Origin of the sequence: Glycomyces sp. TRM65418, from assembly GCF_019710475.1 — a bacterium.
Taxonomy (GTDB): Bacteria; Actinomycetota; Actinomycetes; order Mycobacteriales; family Micromonosporaceae; genus Glycomyces.
Genome location: NZ_JAJFAX010000004.1, coordinates 135,096 through 149,256 on the forward strand (window position 1 = coordinate 135,096; position 14,161 = coordinate 149,256).

General features: G+C 71.2%; 13 protein-coding genes. 7 read left to right on the top strand and 6 right to left on the bottom strand.

The window, feature by feature from the left end; translation table 11 throughout:
• Positions 1-2 precede the first annotated feature (2 nt).
• From K3N28_RS10965 to K3N28_RS10985, 5 genes are all read left to right on the top strand, one after another.
• Positions 3-1,277, top strand: a complete 1,275-nt coding sequence (locus K3N28_RS10965) for an ABC transporter permease (RefSeq protein WP_228092573.1) — start codon at positions 3-5, stop codon at positions 1,275-1,277.
• A 3-nt stretch (positions 1,278-1,280) separates the two neighbouring features.
• Positions 1,281-1,679 carry a cytidine deaminase gene (locus K3N28_RS10970; protein WP_255640270.1) on the top strand — a complete coding sequence of 133 codons (399 nt, stop codon included), beginning with the start codon at positions 1,281-1,283 and terminating at the stop codon, positions 1,677-1,679.
• 63 nt (positions 1,680-1,742) lie between these two features.
• Positions 1,743-3,017, top strand: coding sequence for a thymidine phosphorylase (locus tag K3N28_RS10975; RefSeq protein ID WP_228092574.1), 1,275 nt, complete (start codon positions 1,743-1,745; stop codon positions 3,015-3,017).
• A 318-nt stretch (positions 3,018-3,335) separates the two neighbouring features.
• Positions 3,336-4,217, top strand: coding sequence for a peptidoglycan-binding protein (locus tag K3N28_RS10980; RefSeq protein WP_228092575.1), 882 nt, complete (start codon positions 3,336-3,338; stop codon positions 4,215-4,217).
• Positions 4,218-4,285: 68 nt separating this feature from the next.
• Positions 4,286-4,978, top strand: a complete 693-nt coding sequence (locus K3N28_RS10985) for an NADPH-dependent F420 reductase (protein ID WP_228092576.1) — start codon at positions 4,286-4,288, stop codon at positions 4,976-4,978.
• Between the two features lie 64 nt (positions 4,979-5,042).
• On the opposite strand, the gene K3N28_RS10990 is transcribed toward K3N28_RS10985, so the two are convergent.
• Both K3N28_RS10990 and K3N28_RS10995 read right to left on the bottom strand, forming a co-directional pair.
• On the bottom strand, positions 5,043-5,300 hold the full coding sequence (locus K3N28_RS10990) for a hypothetical protein (RefSeq protein ID WP_228092577.1): 258 nt from the start codon (positions 5,298-5,300) through the stop codon (positions 5,043-5,045).
• Between the two features lie 175 nt (positions 5,301-5,475).
• Positions 5,476-5,760 (bottom strand): hypothetical protein, encoded by a 285-nt coding sequence (locus tag K3N28_RS10995; RefSeq protein ID WP_228092578.1) that lies wholly within the window; start codon positions 5,758-5,760, stop codon positions 5,476-5,478.
• Positions 5,761-6,068: 308 nt separating this feature from the next.
• On the opposite strand from K3N28_RS10995, the gene K3N28_RS11000 reads away from it, so the two are divergent.
• Positions 6,069-6,473 (top strand): four-helix bundle copper-binding protein, encoded by a 405-nt coding sequence (locus K3N28_RS11000; RefSeq protein WP_228092579.1) that lies wholly within the window; start codon positions 6,069-6,071, stop codon positions 6,471-6,473.
• 70 nt (positions 6,474-6,543) lie between these two features.
• Here K3N28_RS11000 and K3N28_RS11005 read toward each other — a convergent pair whose 3' ends face one another.
• From K3N28_RS11005 to K3N28_RS11020, 4 genes are all read right to left on the bottom strand, one after another.
• Positions 6,544-7,758, bottom strand: a complete 1,215-nt coding sequence (locus tag K3N28_RS11005; RefSeq protein WP_228092580.1) for a S8 family peptidase — start codon at positions 7,756-7,758, stop codon at positions 6,544-6,546.
• A 332-nt stretch (positions 7,759-8,090) separates the two neighbouring features.
• Complete coding sequence (locus K3N28_RS11010; protein ID WP_228092581.1) at positions 8,091-9,260, bottom strand: S8 family peptidase; 1,170 nt, start codon at positions 9,258-9,260, stop codon at positions 8,091-8,093.
• A 296-nt stretch (positions 9,261-9,556) separates the two neighbouring features.
• Positions 9,557-11,101 (bottom strand): S8 family serine peptidase, encoded by a 1,545-nt coding sequence (locus K3N28_RS11015; protein WP_228092582.1) that lies wholly within the window; start codon positions 11,099-11,101, stop codon positions 9,557-9,559.
• Between the two features lie 315 nt (positions 11,102-11,416).
• Positions 11,417-13,216, bottom strand: a complete 1,800-nt coding sequence (locus tag K3N28_RS11020; RefSeq protein ID WP_228092583.1) for an ABC-F family ATP-binding cassette domain-containing protein — start codon at positions 13,214-13,216, stop codon at positions 11,417-11,419.
• A gap of 234 nt (positions 13,217-13,450) precedes the next feature.
• On the opposite strand from K3N28_RS11020, the gene K3N28_RS11025 reads away from it, so the two are divergent.
• Positions 13,451-14,068, top strand: coding sequence for a hypothetical protein (locus K3N28_RS11025; RefSeq protein ID WP_228092584.1), 618 nt, complete (start codon positions 13,451-13,453; stop codon positions 14,066-14,068).
• The last annotated feature ends 93 nt before the right edge of the window (positions 14,069-14,161 follow it).

Here is a 14,161-nt window from a genome sequence, read left to right on the forward strand (position 1 = left end):
CCATGGCAACGGACACGCAGGTCCCGCCCGCGTTCGTCGGCGGGAGCGCCCCGGCGCGCCACATGAAGGCCGGCGTCACCCACGCCGTCCTCGGCCTGTTCCTCATCGCGATCGCCTTCGCGGTGCTCGGGGACGACCGCCTCACCCACATCGCCTTCGACCGGACGCTCACCGACCTCGACTGGGCCCTGCCCACCCAAGGCATCGTCCTGGCCCTCGGCGCGATCACGGCCGCCATCGGCGTCTGGATGGTCCTCGGGATCCCGCAGCGCCGGTTCAAGCCCGCCGGCGCCACCGCCGTGACGGCCTTCGTGCTGGCGATCCTGATCTGGTCCTATTCGGAGCCCGGCGCGGTCTTCCGCGCCGAGTCGATCCTCGCCGGAGCGCTCTTCCTCGCCGTCCCCTACCTGTTCGGCGCGCTCTCGGGCGTCGTGTGCGAACGCTCCGGCGTCATCAACATCGGCATCGAAGGCCAGTTCCTCATGGGCGCCTTCACCGGCGTCCTGGTCGCCAACATCACCGGCAACGTCTACGCCGGCATGGTCGGCGCGATGCTCGCCGGATCGCTCTCGACCATGCTCCTGGCCCTCCTGGCCACCAAGTACCAGGTCAACCAGGTCGTCGTCGGCGTCATCCTCAACCTGCTGGCGCTGGGCTTCACCAGCTTCATGTACGACCAGCTGAAGAAGGCCGAGGGCCTCAACGACGCGTACGGCATCCCGACCCTCACCTGGGGCCCGCTGGCCGACATCCCGGTGATCGGACCGGTCCTGTTCCAGCAGAAGCTGGTCGTGTACGTCGGCCTGGTCCTCGTCTTCGCGATCTGGTTCCTGCTCTACCGCACCCGGTGGGGCCTGCGCACCCGCGCGGTCGGCGAGCACCCGGCAGCCGCCGACTCCATGGGCGTGGCCGTCAACCGCCTCCGCTTCTGGAACGTCACCGCAGCCGGACTCATCTCCGGCTTCGGCGGCGCGTTCTTCACCATCGCGAACTCGCTGGCGTTCAACAAGAACATGACCGCCGGGCTCGGCTTCGTCGCGCTCGCGGTCATGATCGTCGGCCGCTGGAACCCGCTCGGCGTCCTCGTCGGCGCCCTGATCTTCGGCTTCACCACGAAGATCGCCCAGGACCTCGACGCCTCCGGCTCGGCGCTGGTGCCCGGCGAGTTCCTCCAGATGCTCCCGTACGCGGTCACGCTCGTGGTCGTCGCCGGGCTCATCGGCAGGGCCAAGGCCCCCGCGGCCGACGGCGTGCCCTACAACCCGGGGGACAAGTAACCGATGAAGCAGAGCAATGCGGACGTCGACTGGGAGGCACTGCGCGACCGGGCCCGCGAGGCCATGCGGCACGCGTACGCGCCGTACTCGCAGTTCCCGGTCGGCGTCGCCGGTCTCGTCGACGACGGCCGGATCGTCTCCGGCTGCAACGTCGAGAACGCCTCGTTCGGCCTGACGCTGTGCGCCGAGTGCGGCATGGTCTCCCAGCTCGCCGCCACCGGCGGCGGGCGCCTGGTCGCGATCGCCTGCGTCGACCGCGCGGGCGAACCCCTCACCCCCTGCGGCCGGTGCCGCCAGCTGCTCTACGAGCACGGCGGCCCCGAGTGCCTGGTGGACGCCGCACCCGAGCCGACCACGGTGGGGGCCCTGCTCCCCGGCGCGTTCGGCCCCGATTACCTGTGAGGGGGCGGCGGGCGGCCCCCGCCGTCCCCTTCGGACTCTCGAATACGTAGTGAGGGAACTCTGATGATCACCGCTGTCGACGTCATCCGCACCAAACGGGACGGCGGCGAGCTCTCGACCGCCCAGATCGACTGGGTCATCGACGCCTACACGAAGGGCGCCGTGGCCGACGAGCAGATGTCCGCCCTGGCGATGGCGATCTTCCTCAACGGCGCGAAGCCGCGCGAGATCGCCGACTGGACCGCCGCGATGATCCGCTCGGGGATCACCCTCGACCTCGCGGCCGTGGGCAAGCCATGCGTGGACAAGCACTCCACGGGCGGCGTGGGCGACAAGATCACGCTGCCGCTGGCGCCGCTCGTCGCGGTCTTCGACGTCGCGGTCCCGCAGCTGTCCGGCCGGGGCCTCGGCCACACCGGCGGCACGCTCGACAAGCTCGAGTCGATCCCCGGCTTCCGGGTCGACCTGACCGAGGACCGGGTCGTCGAGCAGCTCAAGGAGATCGGCGCGGTCATCTGCGCCGCCACCGGCGACCTCGCGCCCGCCGACAAGAAGCTCTACGCCCTCCGCGACATCACCTCCACTGTGGAGTCTATTCCGCTCATCGCGTCCTCGATCATGTGCAAGAAGATCGCCGAGGGCGCGGACGCGATCGTGCTCGACGTCAAGGTCGGCTCGGGCGCGTTCATGAAGGACTTCGCGCAGGCGCGCGAGCTCGCCGAGACCATGGTCCGCCTCGGCGGGGATCACGACGTCGACACCCGGGCGCTGCTCACCGACATGTCGGTCCCGCTGGGCCGCACCGCGGGGAACGCCCTCGAGGTGCGCGAGTCCGTGGAGGTCCTCGCCGGCGGCGGTCCCGAGGACGTGGTCGAGCTGACCGTGGCCCTCGCCAAGGAGATGCTCGCCGCCGCCGGTCGGCCCGACGCCGACCCGGCCGCCGCCCTGAACGACGGCCGCGCGATGGACAAGTGGCGCCGGATGGTCGCCGCCCAAGGCGGCGACGCGGACGCGCCGCTGCCGGTCGCCCGCGAGTCCGAGGCGATCACCGCCGACGCGGACGGGTTCGTCGCGGCGATGGACGCCTACGCCGTCGGCGTGGCCGCCTGGCGCCTCGGCGCGGGCCGCGAACGCCAGGGCCAGCCGGTCCAGGCGGGGGCGGGCATCGAGATCCTCAAGGCCGTCGGCGAGCCCGTGAAGGCCGGCGAGCCGGTCTTCCGCCTCCACACCGACGCCCCCGAGCGCTTCGCCGCCGCGAAGGAGACCCTCGCGGGCCAGTGGTCGATCGCCGCGGAGCCCGCCAAGCGCGGCCCGCTCATCCTCGACCGCATCGTCTGACCCGACCCTCGTGAAGGGCGGCCCCGCCACAGCGGGGCCGCCCTTCACGAGGTTCCCGAGCGTCTCCAGCGCCCGCCGGCGAGCGGGCGAGCCGAAGCCGATGAACACCACGACGCCGCGCGGACCGCCACGCGCCCCCCTTCGGCGTGTACACGCCTGTGCCGCGGTCTGCGGTGACCGGACCGGACGGCTCGAATTTGGAGATTTGTTTCATCGAGGTACTTCTCAACGAAAGATTTCTTCGATATGGTGCCGTGACATGACTTGATCGTCGCGTCGATCACTCCTCGGTGCGCAGCCTCGAAGGGACGCAAGGACATGACCGATCAGCCTGCCGATACCCCCGGCACCCGCTCGCGGCGCTGGCTCCTGCGCCGCGCGATCATGGCCGCCGGCGGCGTCGGCGCCGCCACCGTGCCCGCCGTGTTCGCCGCCGGATCGGCCGACGCCGCCGCCGCCGTCGACATGGAACTCGTGCTCGTCGCCGCCATGGTCGACCCGCCCAAGTCCGGCACCGGCACCACGCTCACCGCCGGACCGCACGTCAAGGTCGTCGAGCAGGCCCTGGACGCCGAGAACTTCCTGGCCGCCGGGAACGTCGACGGCCACTACGGCACCTCCACGATCAGCGCCTACGCCGCCTGGCAGCGGTCCCTCGGCTACAGCGGCCTCGACGCCAACGGCATCCCCGGCCCGACCTCGCTCGCCAAGCTCGGCCAGGACACCGGCCTGTTCACCGTCAGCCGCACCGTCAACATCGGATCCGCGACGAACTCCTACGGCGGCAAGCGGGTCAACACCCGCACCAGGAACATGCTCGCCGCCGCCGACGCCAAGCTCTCGTGGGGCATCACCCTCACGCAGGGCTCCTACAACACCGGCAACCCCAGTTCGGCGGGCACGCACGACGGCGGCGGCGTCGTCGACGTGAACGTCAGCGGGATGACGGCCACGCAGCGCTGGCAGACCGTGAAGGCCATGCGCGACGTCGGCTTCGCCGCCTGGCTGCGGACCCCGGAGCAGGGCTTCTCGTACCACATCCACGCGAACGCGGTCGGCGACACCGACATGTCCGGTCCCGCGCAGCGCCAGGTCCACGACTACTTCTACGGGAAGAACGGCCTCGCCGACCACGCCGCGGACAACACCCCGTCCGCCTACCGGAGCGCCTTCACGTGGTGGGAAAAGTACAACCGCTGACGCGCGGATGGCATTCGTCACCCCTGGACGGCGGAATGTCCCCGTCCCCGCATCGGTTACCGCTGAGTATGAGCACTATCGGATTCATCGGCAGCGGCAACATCGGCAGCGCGGTCGCGCGTCTCGCGGTGAAGGCGGGACATGACGTCGTCCTGAGCAACAGCCGCGGCCCGGAGACCCTGGCCGACCTCGTGGCGGAGCTCGGGCCGCAGGCCCGCGCGGCGACTCCCGCGGAGGCCGCCGCGGCGGGCGACCTCGTGGTGGTGACGATCCCGTTCCACGCTTACCGGTCGGTCCCGGTGGAAGAGCTGCGCGGCAAGGTCGTCCTCGACACCAACAACTACTACCCGGAGCGCGACGGCCGGTTCGCGGCGCTCGACGACGAGCGCACCACGGTCAGCGAGCTGCTGCAGGACCACCTGCCGGAGTCGCGCGTCGTGAAGGGCTTCAACAACATCTACGCCGGGCACGTCGCCGATCTGGCCCGCCCCAGCGGCGACCCGGAGCGTTCGGTCCTCGCGATCGCGGGCGACGACCCGGCCGCGAAGCGGGCCGTGTCGGACTTCCTCGACGCGATCGGCTTCGACGCCTACGACGTCGGCCCGCTCGCCGAAGGCTGGCGCTTCCAGCGCGACACCCCGGCCTACGGCGTCTTCTTCACCGACACGTTCAGCTTCGACAACGTCCCGCCCTCGCGCCAGGTGACCCCGGAGATCCTGGAGCCGCTCCTGAAGGCCGCCCAGCGCTACCGCGACATGTAGCGAACACGGGGACGGGGCCGCCGCGACGCGGCGGCCCCGTCCCCGTCGGACGTCTTGCGGTCCTTCAGGCCTGCTTCGCGGTCTCGGCCGAGTTCCGCGATTCCTCCAGCTTGCTCACGAGGGCGGCCGCCATCGCGCTGGACTCCTCCAGCTGCTCTTTGCTGACGCTCAAGGTGTTGGCCGCCGCCTCGATGCCGAGGGACTGCACCTGCCCGAGCACTTCCTCGACCTGGGCCTTGCTCGCTTCGATCTGTCCTTGGAGTTCGTTGACCGAGTCGAGGTTCGCGCTGATCGAGGCGATGACCTCGTCGATGGACGCCATGGGAGTACCTTCCGCTCGCGGGCACAGGGTGTCGCCGACCGCTGCGGACCGGCCGTCGCGCCCCGAGGCGACCGGCCGGTGCGCAGGCACTCAGCGTCATGGACGTTACCCGACCGGGCCGCGAACGCGACGGTCACCGCCGCCGCGGCGCCGAGTTCCCAGCCGTCCCCGGCGGTCACGACTCGTCGGCCTGGCCTTCGGCCGCGTCACGGTGCGCCTTGGCGGCGTTCATGATCTTGGCGTGGGCTTCGTCGAGGTAGGAGATCATCAGCGCGCACCGGGCGGCCTCGGCCTGGAGCGATTCGCGGTAGGCCGCGCGCTTCTCGGGGGAGACGTCGGTGTCGTCCTCGGCCGCGACGGAGCTCTCGGCGATCATGATCTGCAGTTCCTTGGACTGGCGGCGCGCCAGCGCGATCTGGTCGGCGATCATCTGCAGCTGCGCGCTGTCATTCGGGCTCATGCTGTCGTCCGGGCTCGCCATGCGGCTTCGCCTCCCTGTCCGGGGTGCAAGGGCTGCGCCGACCGATCCGCGGCGACGGCGGCGCGAGCGGCCACCGGCGGCGCGATCGCCCAGCACCGATCACGCTACCCGACCCGTGCCGTTCCCGGTCTGCGCCCGGATTCGACCCGGTGCGCGGTTCCCGCGGTTCCGCCGAGGCCGACGGCGCCCGGCGGCGAGGGGCATAGCGCGGCCCGTGCCGGGTACCCGCCCGGCCTCCGGGCGCTGCGGCCTGCGGTGCCCTCACCGACGCAAGAGGGGGAGATTCCATGACTCTCGTGGAAGAAATGCTGCGCACCTACCCGGCCGATCTCGGCGGGGTCGATCGGCAGAAGCTCGCCGACTGCATCCAGGAGTGCTACTCCTGCGCGCAGGCCTGCACCGCGTGCGCGGACGCGTGCCTCAGCGAGGACGACGTCGCGATGCTCGTGAAGTGCATCCGCTCGAACCTGGACTGCGCGGACATCTGTTTCGCCACCGGCCAGGTGCTCTCGCGCCACACCGGTTACGACGCCAACATCACCCGCTCCATGCTCGAGGCGTGCGCCGCGGCCTGCAAGGCCTGCGGCGACATGTGCGCGGAGCACTCGGGGATGGAGCACTGCACGAAGTGCGCCGAGGAGTGCCGCAAGTGCGAGCGCGCCTGCCGCGAGCTGCTGGCCTCGCTGGGCTGACCTCCCGTGGCCGCATACGGCGAGCGGGGCCGGCGCCATGGGCGCCGGCCCCGCTTCGCGCGTCTGGGCGTCAGCCCAGGAAAGCGGTGTTCAGCAGCAGGTTCGGGCTGCCCTTGGTGTCCGACACGGCGCCGGCCACCGCGCCCTCGGCGAGGGCGGTCGCGACCTCGTCCGGGGCGGCGTCCGGGTGGGACTCCAGGTACAGGGCTGCGACGCCCGCGACGTGCGGGGTCGCCATCGAGGTGCCCGAGATGGTGTTCTCGGCGTCGTCGCCGTCGATCCACGCCGAGGTGATGCCGTTGCCCGGCGCGAGGAGGTCGACGCATTCGCCGTAGTTCGACCAGGTGGTCTGGGCGTCGCGCACGTTGGTGGCGCCGACGGTGATCGCGCTCGGCTCGGAGCCGGGGGAGACGGCGCAGGCGTCCTGGCCCTCGTTGCCGGCGGCGATCGCGAAGGTCACGCCGGTGCCGACCGCGGCGGCGATCGCGTCGTTGAGGGCCTGGCTGAACGAGCCGCCGAGGCTCATGTTGGCGACGGCCGGGCCGTCCGCGTTCGCGGCGACCCAGTCGATGCCGCCGATGATCGCGGCGTACGAGCCGGAGCCCGCGCAGTCGAGGACCCGCACGGGGCGGATCGTGACGTCCTTGGCGAGGCCGTAGCCGCTGCCGCCGATGGTGCCGGCGACGTGGGTGCCGTGGCCGTGGCAGTCGCTCGCGTCGGCGTCCTGGTCGATGAAGTCGTAGCCGTCGCCGACGCGGCCGGCGAAGTCCTGGTGGGTGACGTTCACGCCCGTGTCGAGGACGAACGCGTCGACGCCCGCGCCCGTCAGGTGGTACTCGTAGGACTGGTCGAGCGGCAGCGCGCTCTGGTCGACGCGGTCGAGGCCCCAGGAGGGCGGGTCGGTCTGGACTTCGGTGAGGTGCGCGTACTGGTTCTGCTCGACGTAGGCGACCGCGTCGTCGGCGGCGAGCTCGAGGGCCTCGGCCTCGCTCATCTGGGCGACGTAGCCGTCGAGGAGGTCGAGGGCGTCCTCGACGTCGACGTCCACGCCGAGGTCGTCGGCGAGCGCGTTCAGTCCGCCGGCCGGTTCTTCGAGGACGACGATGTACTCGCCGGGGATGGCGTCGGGGGAGTCGGCGCCGATGATGAGGTCGGCGGCGTCGGGGGCGGCCGTTTCAGCGTTGGCGAATGCGGTGACCGCGACGAGCGAGCCTCCGGCCGTCGCCGCCGCGATGCCGATCGCGGCAACGGTGCGGATACGCCGTTTCGTTCCTGCCGTTGACAAGAGGAACTCCTTCGGTTGTGCGGGGCGTGCCGCTGCTTGGGGCGGCCGTCCCGGGGGGAGGGTGGAACGGACCGGCGGCGCGGACCGGGCTCCAGTCCCGGCCCGCTTCACCCGTCCGGGCCCAGCGGCTCGGCGAAGGGCCGTCAGACCTTGGGAGTGAGCCTAAGGCTTCGAACAAACCGTGTAAACCCCCAGTAATCCAACAATCGATCAATGAACGAGCAAATCCAGCGTTTGCTCCAAAACAGACAAACGGGCTGAGGCGATGCGCTCACGGAGCGCGAGGCTTCAGCCCGTCGGTTCGGCGGTCCCGTGGGGGACCGCTCATCGGATCAGAGGGTGTGCAGCAGTCGGTTCGGGCTGCCGCCGCCCGCGCCGGTCACCACGCCCGTGGTCGCGTTCGAGGTGATCCACGAGGACACCGCCGAAGGCGAGGCGTTCGGGTTGGCCTGCAGGTACAGTGCGACCGCGCCCGCCACGTGGGGGGAGGCCATGGACGTGCCCGAGATCGTGTTGGTCGCGGACGAGCTCGTGTGCCACGCGGAGGTGATGCTCGAGCCCGGCGCGAACACGTCCAGGCAGGAGCCGTAGTTGGAGTAGCTCGCGCGCGCGTCGGTCGAGGTGGTCGCGCCGACGGTGATCGCCGACGGCGTGGAGGCCGGGGAGAAGCTGCAGGCGTTGGCGTTCGAGTTGCCCGCCGCCACTACGAAGCTCACGCCCGAGGCCACGGCCGAGGCGACCGCGTTGTTGATCGCCGACGAGTACCCGCCGCCGAGGCTCATGTTGGCCACGGCGGGCTTGATCGCGTTGGCGGCGACCCAGTTGATGCCGTTGACGACCCCGGCGGTGGTGCCCGAGCCGGAGTTGTTCAGCACGCGCACGCCGTGCAGGGTGACGTTCTTGGCGACGCCGTGGATGCTGCCGCCCACGGTCCCGGCGACGTGGGTGCCGTGGCCGTTGCCGTCCTGCGGCGTCGAGTCGTTCTGGATGAAGTCCCGGCCGTTGCCCACGCGCCCGCTGAACTGCGAGTGGGAGGCGTTGATGCCGGTGTCGACGATGTAGGCGTGGACGCCCGCACCGGTGTAGTTGTAGGTGTAGGTGCCCGAGAGCGGCCGGTTGCGCTGGTCGATCCGGTCGAGGCCCCAGGTGGCGTTCGACTGGGTCGCGTCGATCGAGACGACGGCGTTCTGCTCGACGAAGGCCACGCCGTCGACGGCGGCGAGTTCCTTCGCCTCGTTCTCGCTGGACTCCATGAGGAACGCGTCGATCTCCGTGAAGGTCTCGACGACCTCCTCGCCTTCGATGTGCTTGACGGCGGAGGCGACGGACGCGCCCTCCTCCAGGACGACGATGTACTCCCCGGCGATGGCGTCGGCGGCGTCCTCGCCGACGATGCTGCCGGTCGGAGGCTTGGCCTCGGCGGCGGTGGCCGTGAAGGCGATGGCGGTGAAGGCGGCGACGCCGAGTGCGGCCGCCGCGATGGATCGTTGCTTGGTTGACATGGACGGTGATCCCTTCGGGTGGTCCCGGCGGTCCAGTGCCGGAACGGGATTGAGGGTGGTGGCGGGGACCGGATCCGGCTGGCGCCGAAGTCGTGGGGAGGGCTCAGTCGTGGGAAGGGATCGGTCGTCGGACGGATCGGTCATCGGGGAGGGCGGGTGCGGGGCCGCGGATCGGGCCTCGGCGCGGCAGGGGTGCCGGTGCGACGGTTCCAGGACGTCCCCGGTTCCTCGCGTGCCGCGGTGAATGGGGGAAGGGCCGATCCGCGGGCACCCGCTATTCAGTTATGCGGGGGGCATCAGAGTTCCAGCGTCCAGCTGTTGAGCCTGCCGGAGTCGCCGGAGTAGACGTCCGCGATCCGCAGGGTCCACGTGCCCGAGGCGGTCTCGCCGGAGAGGTTCACAGGGTAGGTCGCGATCACGTTGTCGGCCGAGTCGAAGCCGGAGGCCTTGAGCTGGTAGCCGGTGCCGTCGGGGGCGATCAGGGTGATCACGAGGTCGCCGCGGTAGGTGTGCGTGATGTTCACCGACACCTTGCTCGTGGCACTGGCCGCGCCCTCGCAGTCCATGGTCATGGTCGAGTTGACGGTGGCGCGGTCGGCGATGGCCGTGGACGTGTCGTTGGTCTGCGCGCACTCGCTCGGGTCGGGCCCGCCGTCGCCGGTGCCGGTGTGCAGCAGCCGGTTCGGGCTGCCCTTGGCGTCGGCGATGCGGTCGGTCACGGCGTTGCCGGTCACCCAGGCGGCGACGGCGTCGGTGGACGCGGACGGGTTGAGGCCCAGGTAGACCGCCACGGCCCCGGCGACGTGCGGGGAGGCCATCGAGGTGCCCGAGATGGTGTTCGTGGCGGAGTTCGAGGTGTGCCAGGCGGAGGTGATGCCCACGCCGGGCGCGAACACGTCGACGCACGAGCCGAAGTTCGAGAAGGACGCGCGGGTGTCGTTCCGGTCGCTGGCGGCCACGGTGATCGCGGACGGCGCGGAGGCGGGGGAGACGTTGCAGGCGTTCTGGTTCTCGTTGCCCGCCGCGACGACGAACGTCACGCCGGCGTCCACAGCGGACTCGACCGCGTTGTTGAGCGAGGACGAGAAGCCGCCGCCGAGGCTCATGTTGGCCACGGCGGGCTTGATCGCGTTGGCGGCGACCCAGTTGATGCCGTTGACGACCCCGGCGGTGGTGCCCGAGCCGGAGTTGTTCAGCACGCGCACGCCGTGGAGGGTGACGTTCTTGGCGACGCCGTAGGCGGTGCCGCCCACGGTCCCGGCGACGTGGGTGCCGTGGCCGTTGCCGTCCTGCGGCGTGGAGTCGTTCTGGATGAAGTCGCGGCCGTTGCCCACGCGCCCGGCGAACTCGCCGTGCGAGGCGTTGATGCCGGTGTCCACGATGTAGGCGTGCACGCCCGAGCCGTCGCCGAAGTACTCGTAGTTCCCGTTCAGCGGCAGGTCCGGCTGGTCGATGCGGTCCAGGCCCCAGGTCGCGCCGGGCTGGACGTCGCTGATCGAGACGACGGCGTTCTGCTCGACGAAGGCCACGCCGTCGGCGGCGGCCATCTCGAGCGCTTCGGCCTCGGTGGCCCCGACGAGGACGGTCTCGACCTCGTCGAAGTCGTCGATGATCGATGCGCCTGCGTCGTCGGCGATCTCGTCGACGTCGCGGTAGGCGGCGGCGTCGTCCATGACGACGAGGTACTCGCCGTCGATGGCGTCGGGGGCGTCGGCGCCGACGATCTGGACGGCCGGATCGGCGTGGGCGGCGAGGCCGCCGAAGGCGAGCGTGCCGAGGACGGCGACGCCTGCCACGGAGCCGGCCGCGAGGCGGCGGACGGATTGGTGCGAGACGGTCATAGGGGGGTACTCCCTCTCGGTTCAGACGGCGGGGTGCGTAAGGCGGTAGAGCGGGGCGCACCCACGCGCAGGGGGCGGTTCGGTGGAACCCGACCCTTTCGGGCTTTCAAACCGAGGTTAGGGAAATCACATCGAATTGTGAAGCCCCTGGAAGAGACCCATAAATCAGTGAATGAAGAGTCGGTTACCAACCGGTATGGGAGCGTTCGTAACCGATAGAATATTCGGCTCCGTCGATATCTACGCGCCTTGAAGCACCCACGGCGAGGCCGCCTGAACCGGATCGAACCCTAAGCGCCCCAAGGCGAAACGGCCTCAGTCGGCGAGCTCCATCCAGCGCTCCTCGATCTCGTCCCGTTCGGTCTCGAGCGCCGTCAACCGATCCTGCAGTTCCGCGAGCTTCCCCGGGTCCGTCGCGGACTCGGCCATCTCGGCGTGCACGACGGCGATCCGCTCCTCGACCTTCTCCAAGCGACGCTCCAGCTTCGACAGCTCCTTCTGCGTCGCCCGGTCCACGGCCGCGGGCGACTTCGCGGCGCTCGCGGCCGCCGCCCCGCCGGCGCCCTGCGCCTGCGACACCGCCGTCTTCACCACGTCCGCGCGCCGCTCCAGGTACTCCTCGACGCCGCGCGGCAGCATCCGCAGCCGACGGTCGCCCAGCAGCGCCCACGTCTCGTCGGCGACCCGCTCGGTGAAGTACCGGTCGTGGCTCACGACCACCATCGTCCCGGCCCAGTCGTCGAGCAGGTCTTCGAGCTGCGTCAGCGTCTCGATGTCGAGGTCGTTCGTCGGCTCGTCCAGGAACAGCACGTTCGGCTCGGCCATGAGCAGCCGCGCCAGCTGGAGCCGGCGGCGCTGCCCGCCGGAGAGGTCCCGCACGAACGTGCGCTGCCGCCCGCCGACGAACCCGAGCCGCTCGGCGAGCTGCCCGGCCGACATCTCCTTCTTGCCCAACTGGACCCGCTTCGCGACGGCCTCGACCGCCTCCAGCACCCGCCAGGACCCGTCGAGGTCCTCCATGTGCTGGGTCAGCCACGCGAGCTTCACGGTGCGGCCCACCTTGATGCGTCCCGCGGCGGGCTGCACGTCGTCGATCGCGTTGGCGAGGGTGCGCAGCAGCGAGGTCTTGCCCGCGCCGTTGACCCCCAGCAGGCCGATCCGCTTGCCGGGCCCCAGGATCCAGTCGAGGCCTTCGAGCAGCGTCTGGTCCCCGGCCTTGACGGTGACGTCCTTCGCCTCGAACACGGTCTTGCCCAGGCGCCCGGTCGCGAAGCTCACCAGCTCGGCGGCGTCGCGCGGCGGCGGCTCGTTCGCGATGAGCTCGTTCGCGGCGTCCACCCGGAACTTCGCCTTCGACGTGCGCGCCTTGGGGCCGCGGCGCAGCCACGCGAGCTCCTTGCGCATGAGGTTCTGGCGCTTCTCCTCGGCCACGTTCGCCTGCCGCTCGCGCTCGGCGCGGGCGAGGACGTAGGCCGAGTAGCCGCCGTCGTACTCGAACACGTCGCCGCGCTGGACGTCCCAGATGTGGTCGCAGATCTCGTCGAGGAACCACCGGTCGTGCGTGACGACGATGATCGCCGAGCGCGTCGAGTTCAGGTACGAGGCGAGCCAGGCGATGCCCTCGATGTCGAGGTGGTTCGTCGGCTCGTCGAGGAGCAGCAGGTCGGCGTCGTCGGTGAGGACCCGGGCGAGGTCGACGCGGCGGCGCTCGCCGCCGGAGAGCACGCCGATCCGGGAGTCGAGGCCTTCGGGCAGGCCGGGGGCGTCGAGGCCGCCGAACAGGCCCGTGAGGATCTCGCGGGTGCGCGCGTCGGACGCCCACTCGTGGGCGTCGGCGTCGCCGAAGAGGGCGTCGCGGACGGTCGCGGCGTCGTCGAGCGAGTCGGTCTGGCCGAGGACGGCGAGGCGGGTGCCGCCGGTGTGCACGACCCGCCCCGAATCGGGCTCGTCGACGCGGGCGATGAGGCGCAGCAGCGTCGACTTCCCGTCGCCGTTGCGGCCGACGACGCCGACGCGCTGACCGACGGCGACGCCGAGGGAGACCGCGTCGAGGACCACCTGATCGGGGTAGGCCTTGGAGACGGTTTCGAGGTTGACGAGATTGGGCGCTGACACGAGGCACAAGCCTACCCGCGAACCCGGGAGCGCCCGGAGCGCCGGTTCACGAGGCGTGACGGGCCGGGCGCGCCGCACCGCCGAGGGCGTTCGCGCGCGGTCGCCGAAGGCCGCATCGACGCCCGGGGCGGCGGCCGATGCCACCTGCGACGGCGTCGGCCGTGTTCCCTAGCATGGGCGAGGTCCCGCCGCATCAGGGCGGGGCCTCGACCTCCATGCACCTGAAGGCCCTTGATGGACGAACCGACGCCCGAACCGGTGCCGCGCACTCCCGTGATCACCGTCGAAGCCGCCCTGCCCGAGAGGCACACCGCGGCCGGATGGACCGCTCCGGTCGGCCGGACCGACCGGACGGCGGCCCCGGAAGTCCGCTGCCCCCACCAGGTCCCGTTCGGCTCCCTGCGGCCGCGAGGGCGGCTCCTGTTGGTCGGGGCGGTCGTCGCCTGCAGCGCGAGCTCGCTGGTCGTCGTCGTGGGCGTCCTCGCCGGGCTGCTGCTCTTCCTCTTCGGGGTGCTCGACGCCGACCATTTCGCGGCCTTCCTCGGCCTCCTGCTGATCGCCGGCGCCGCGCTCCAGGCGGTCGGCAACATCGCGCTCCTGCGGACCTGGTTCCGGCTGCACCGCCCGAGCGACACCATGATCGTCTCGGGGTTCCTCGGCTTCCTGGCGTCCCTCTCCGGCATGGTGCTCTTCACGCTCCGCTCCGAGCAGTACGGGCTGCTCGTGATCACGCTGCCCGCCGCGGTCGTGACCTGGGCGCTCTGGTCCTGCCGGCGCGTGCTGTACGACCGCCGCAGCTGCCAGGCCCACCCGGAGTTCCCTCCGGCGGTCCTCGCGATGGTCAGGACCTGAGCGGAGCGGCGTCGGCGCTCGGCGGCTGCGGGGCCGTCCGACCGCCTCGCGCTCGGCCCGTCGCGGGACGCCGCAGGGGCGGACCGCGAAAGC

Excerpts from the sequence above, each read along its gene's own strand:
- K3N28_RS10990 (WP_228092577.1), bottom strand. The coding sequence starts at position 5,300 with ATGGCGTCCATCGACGAGGTCATCGCCTCGATCAGCGCGAACCTCGAC.
- K3N28_RS10970 (WP_255640270.1), top strand. The coding sequence starts at position 1,281 with ATGAAGCAGAGCAATGCGGACGTCGACTGGGAGGCACTGCGCGACCGG.
- K3N28_RS11015 (WP_228092582.1), bottom strand. The coding sequence starts at position 11,101 with ATGACCGTCTCGCACCAATCCGTCCGCCGCCTCGCGGCCGGCTCCGTG.
- K3N28_RS10980 (WP_228092575.1), top strand. The coding sequence starts at position 3,336 with ATGACCGATCAGCCTGCCGATACCCCCGGCACCCGCTCGCGGCGCTGG.
- K3N28_RS10975 (WP_228092574.1), top strand. The coding sequence starts at position 1,743 with ATGATCACCGCTGTCGACGTCATCCGCACCAAACGGGACGGCGGCGAG.
- K3N28_RS10995 (WP_228092578.1), bottom strand. The coding sequence starts at position 5,760 with ATGAGCCCGAATGACAGCGCGCAGCTGCAGATGATCGCCGACCAGATC.
- K3N28_RS11010 (WP_228092581.1), bottom strand. The coding sequence starts at position 9,260 with ATGTCAACCAAGCAACGATCCATCGCGGCGGCCGCACTCGGCGTCGCC.
- K3N28_RS10985 (WP_228092576.1), top strand. The coding sequence starts at position 4,286 with ATGAGCACTATCGGATTCATCGGCAGCGGCAACATCGGCAGCGCGGTC.
- K3N28_RS11000 (WP_228092579.1), top strand. The coding sequence starts at position 6,069 with ATGACTCTCGTGGAAGAAATGCTGCGCACCTACCCGGCCGATCTCGGC.
- K3N28_RS10965 (WP_228092573.1), top strand. The coding sequence starts at position 3 with ATGGCAACGGACACGCAGGTCCCGCCCGCGTTCGTCGGCGGGAGCGCC.
- K3N28_RS11025 (WP_228092584.1), top strand. The coding sequence starts at position 13,451 with ATGGACGAACCGACGCCCGAACCGGTGCCGCGCACTCCCGTGATCACC.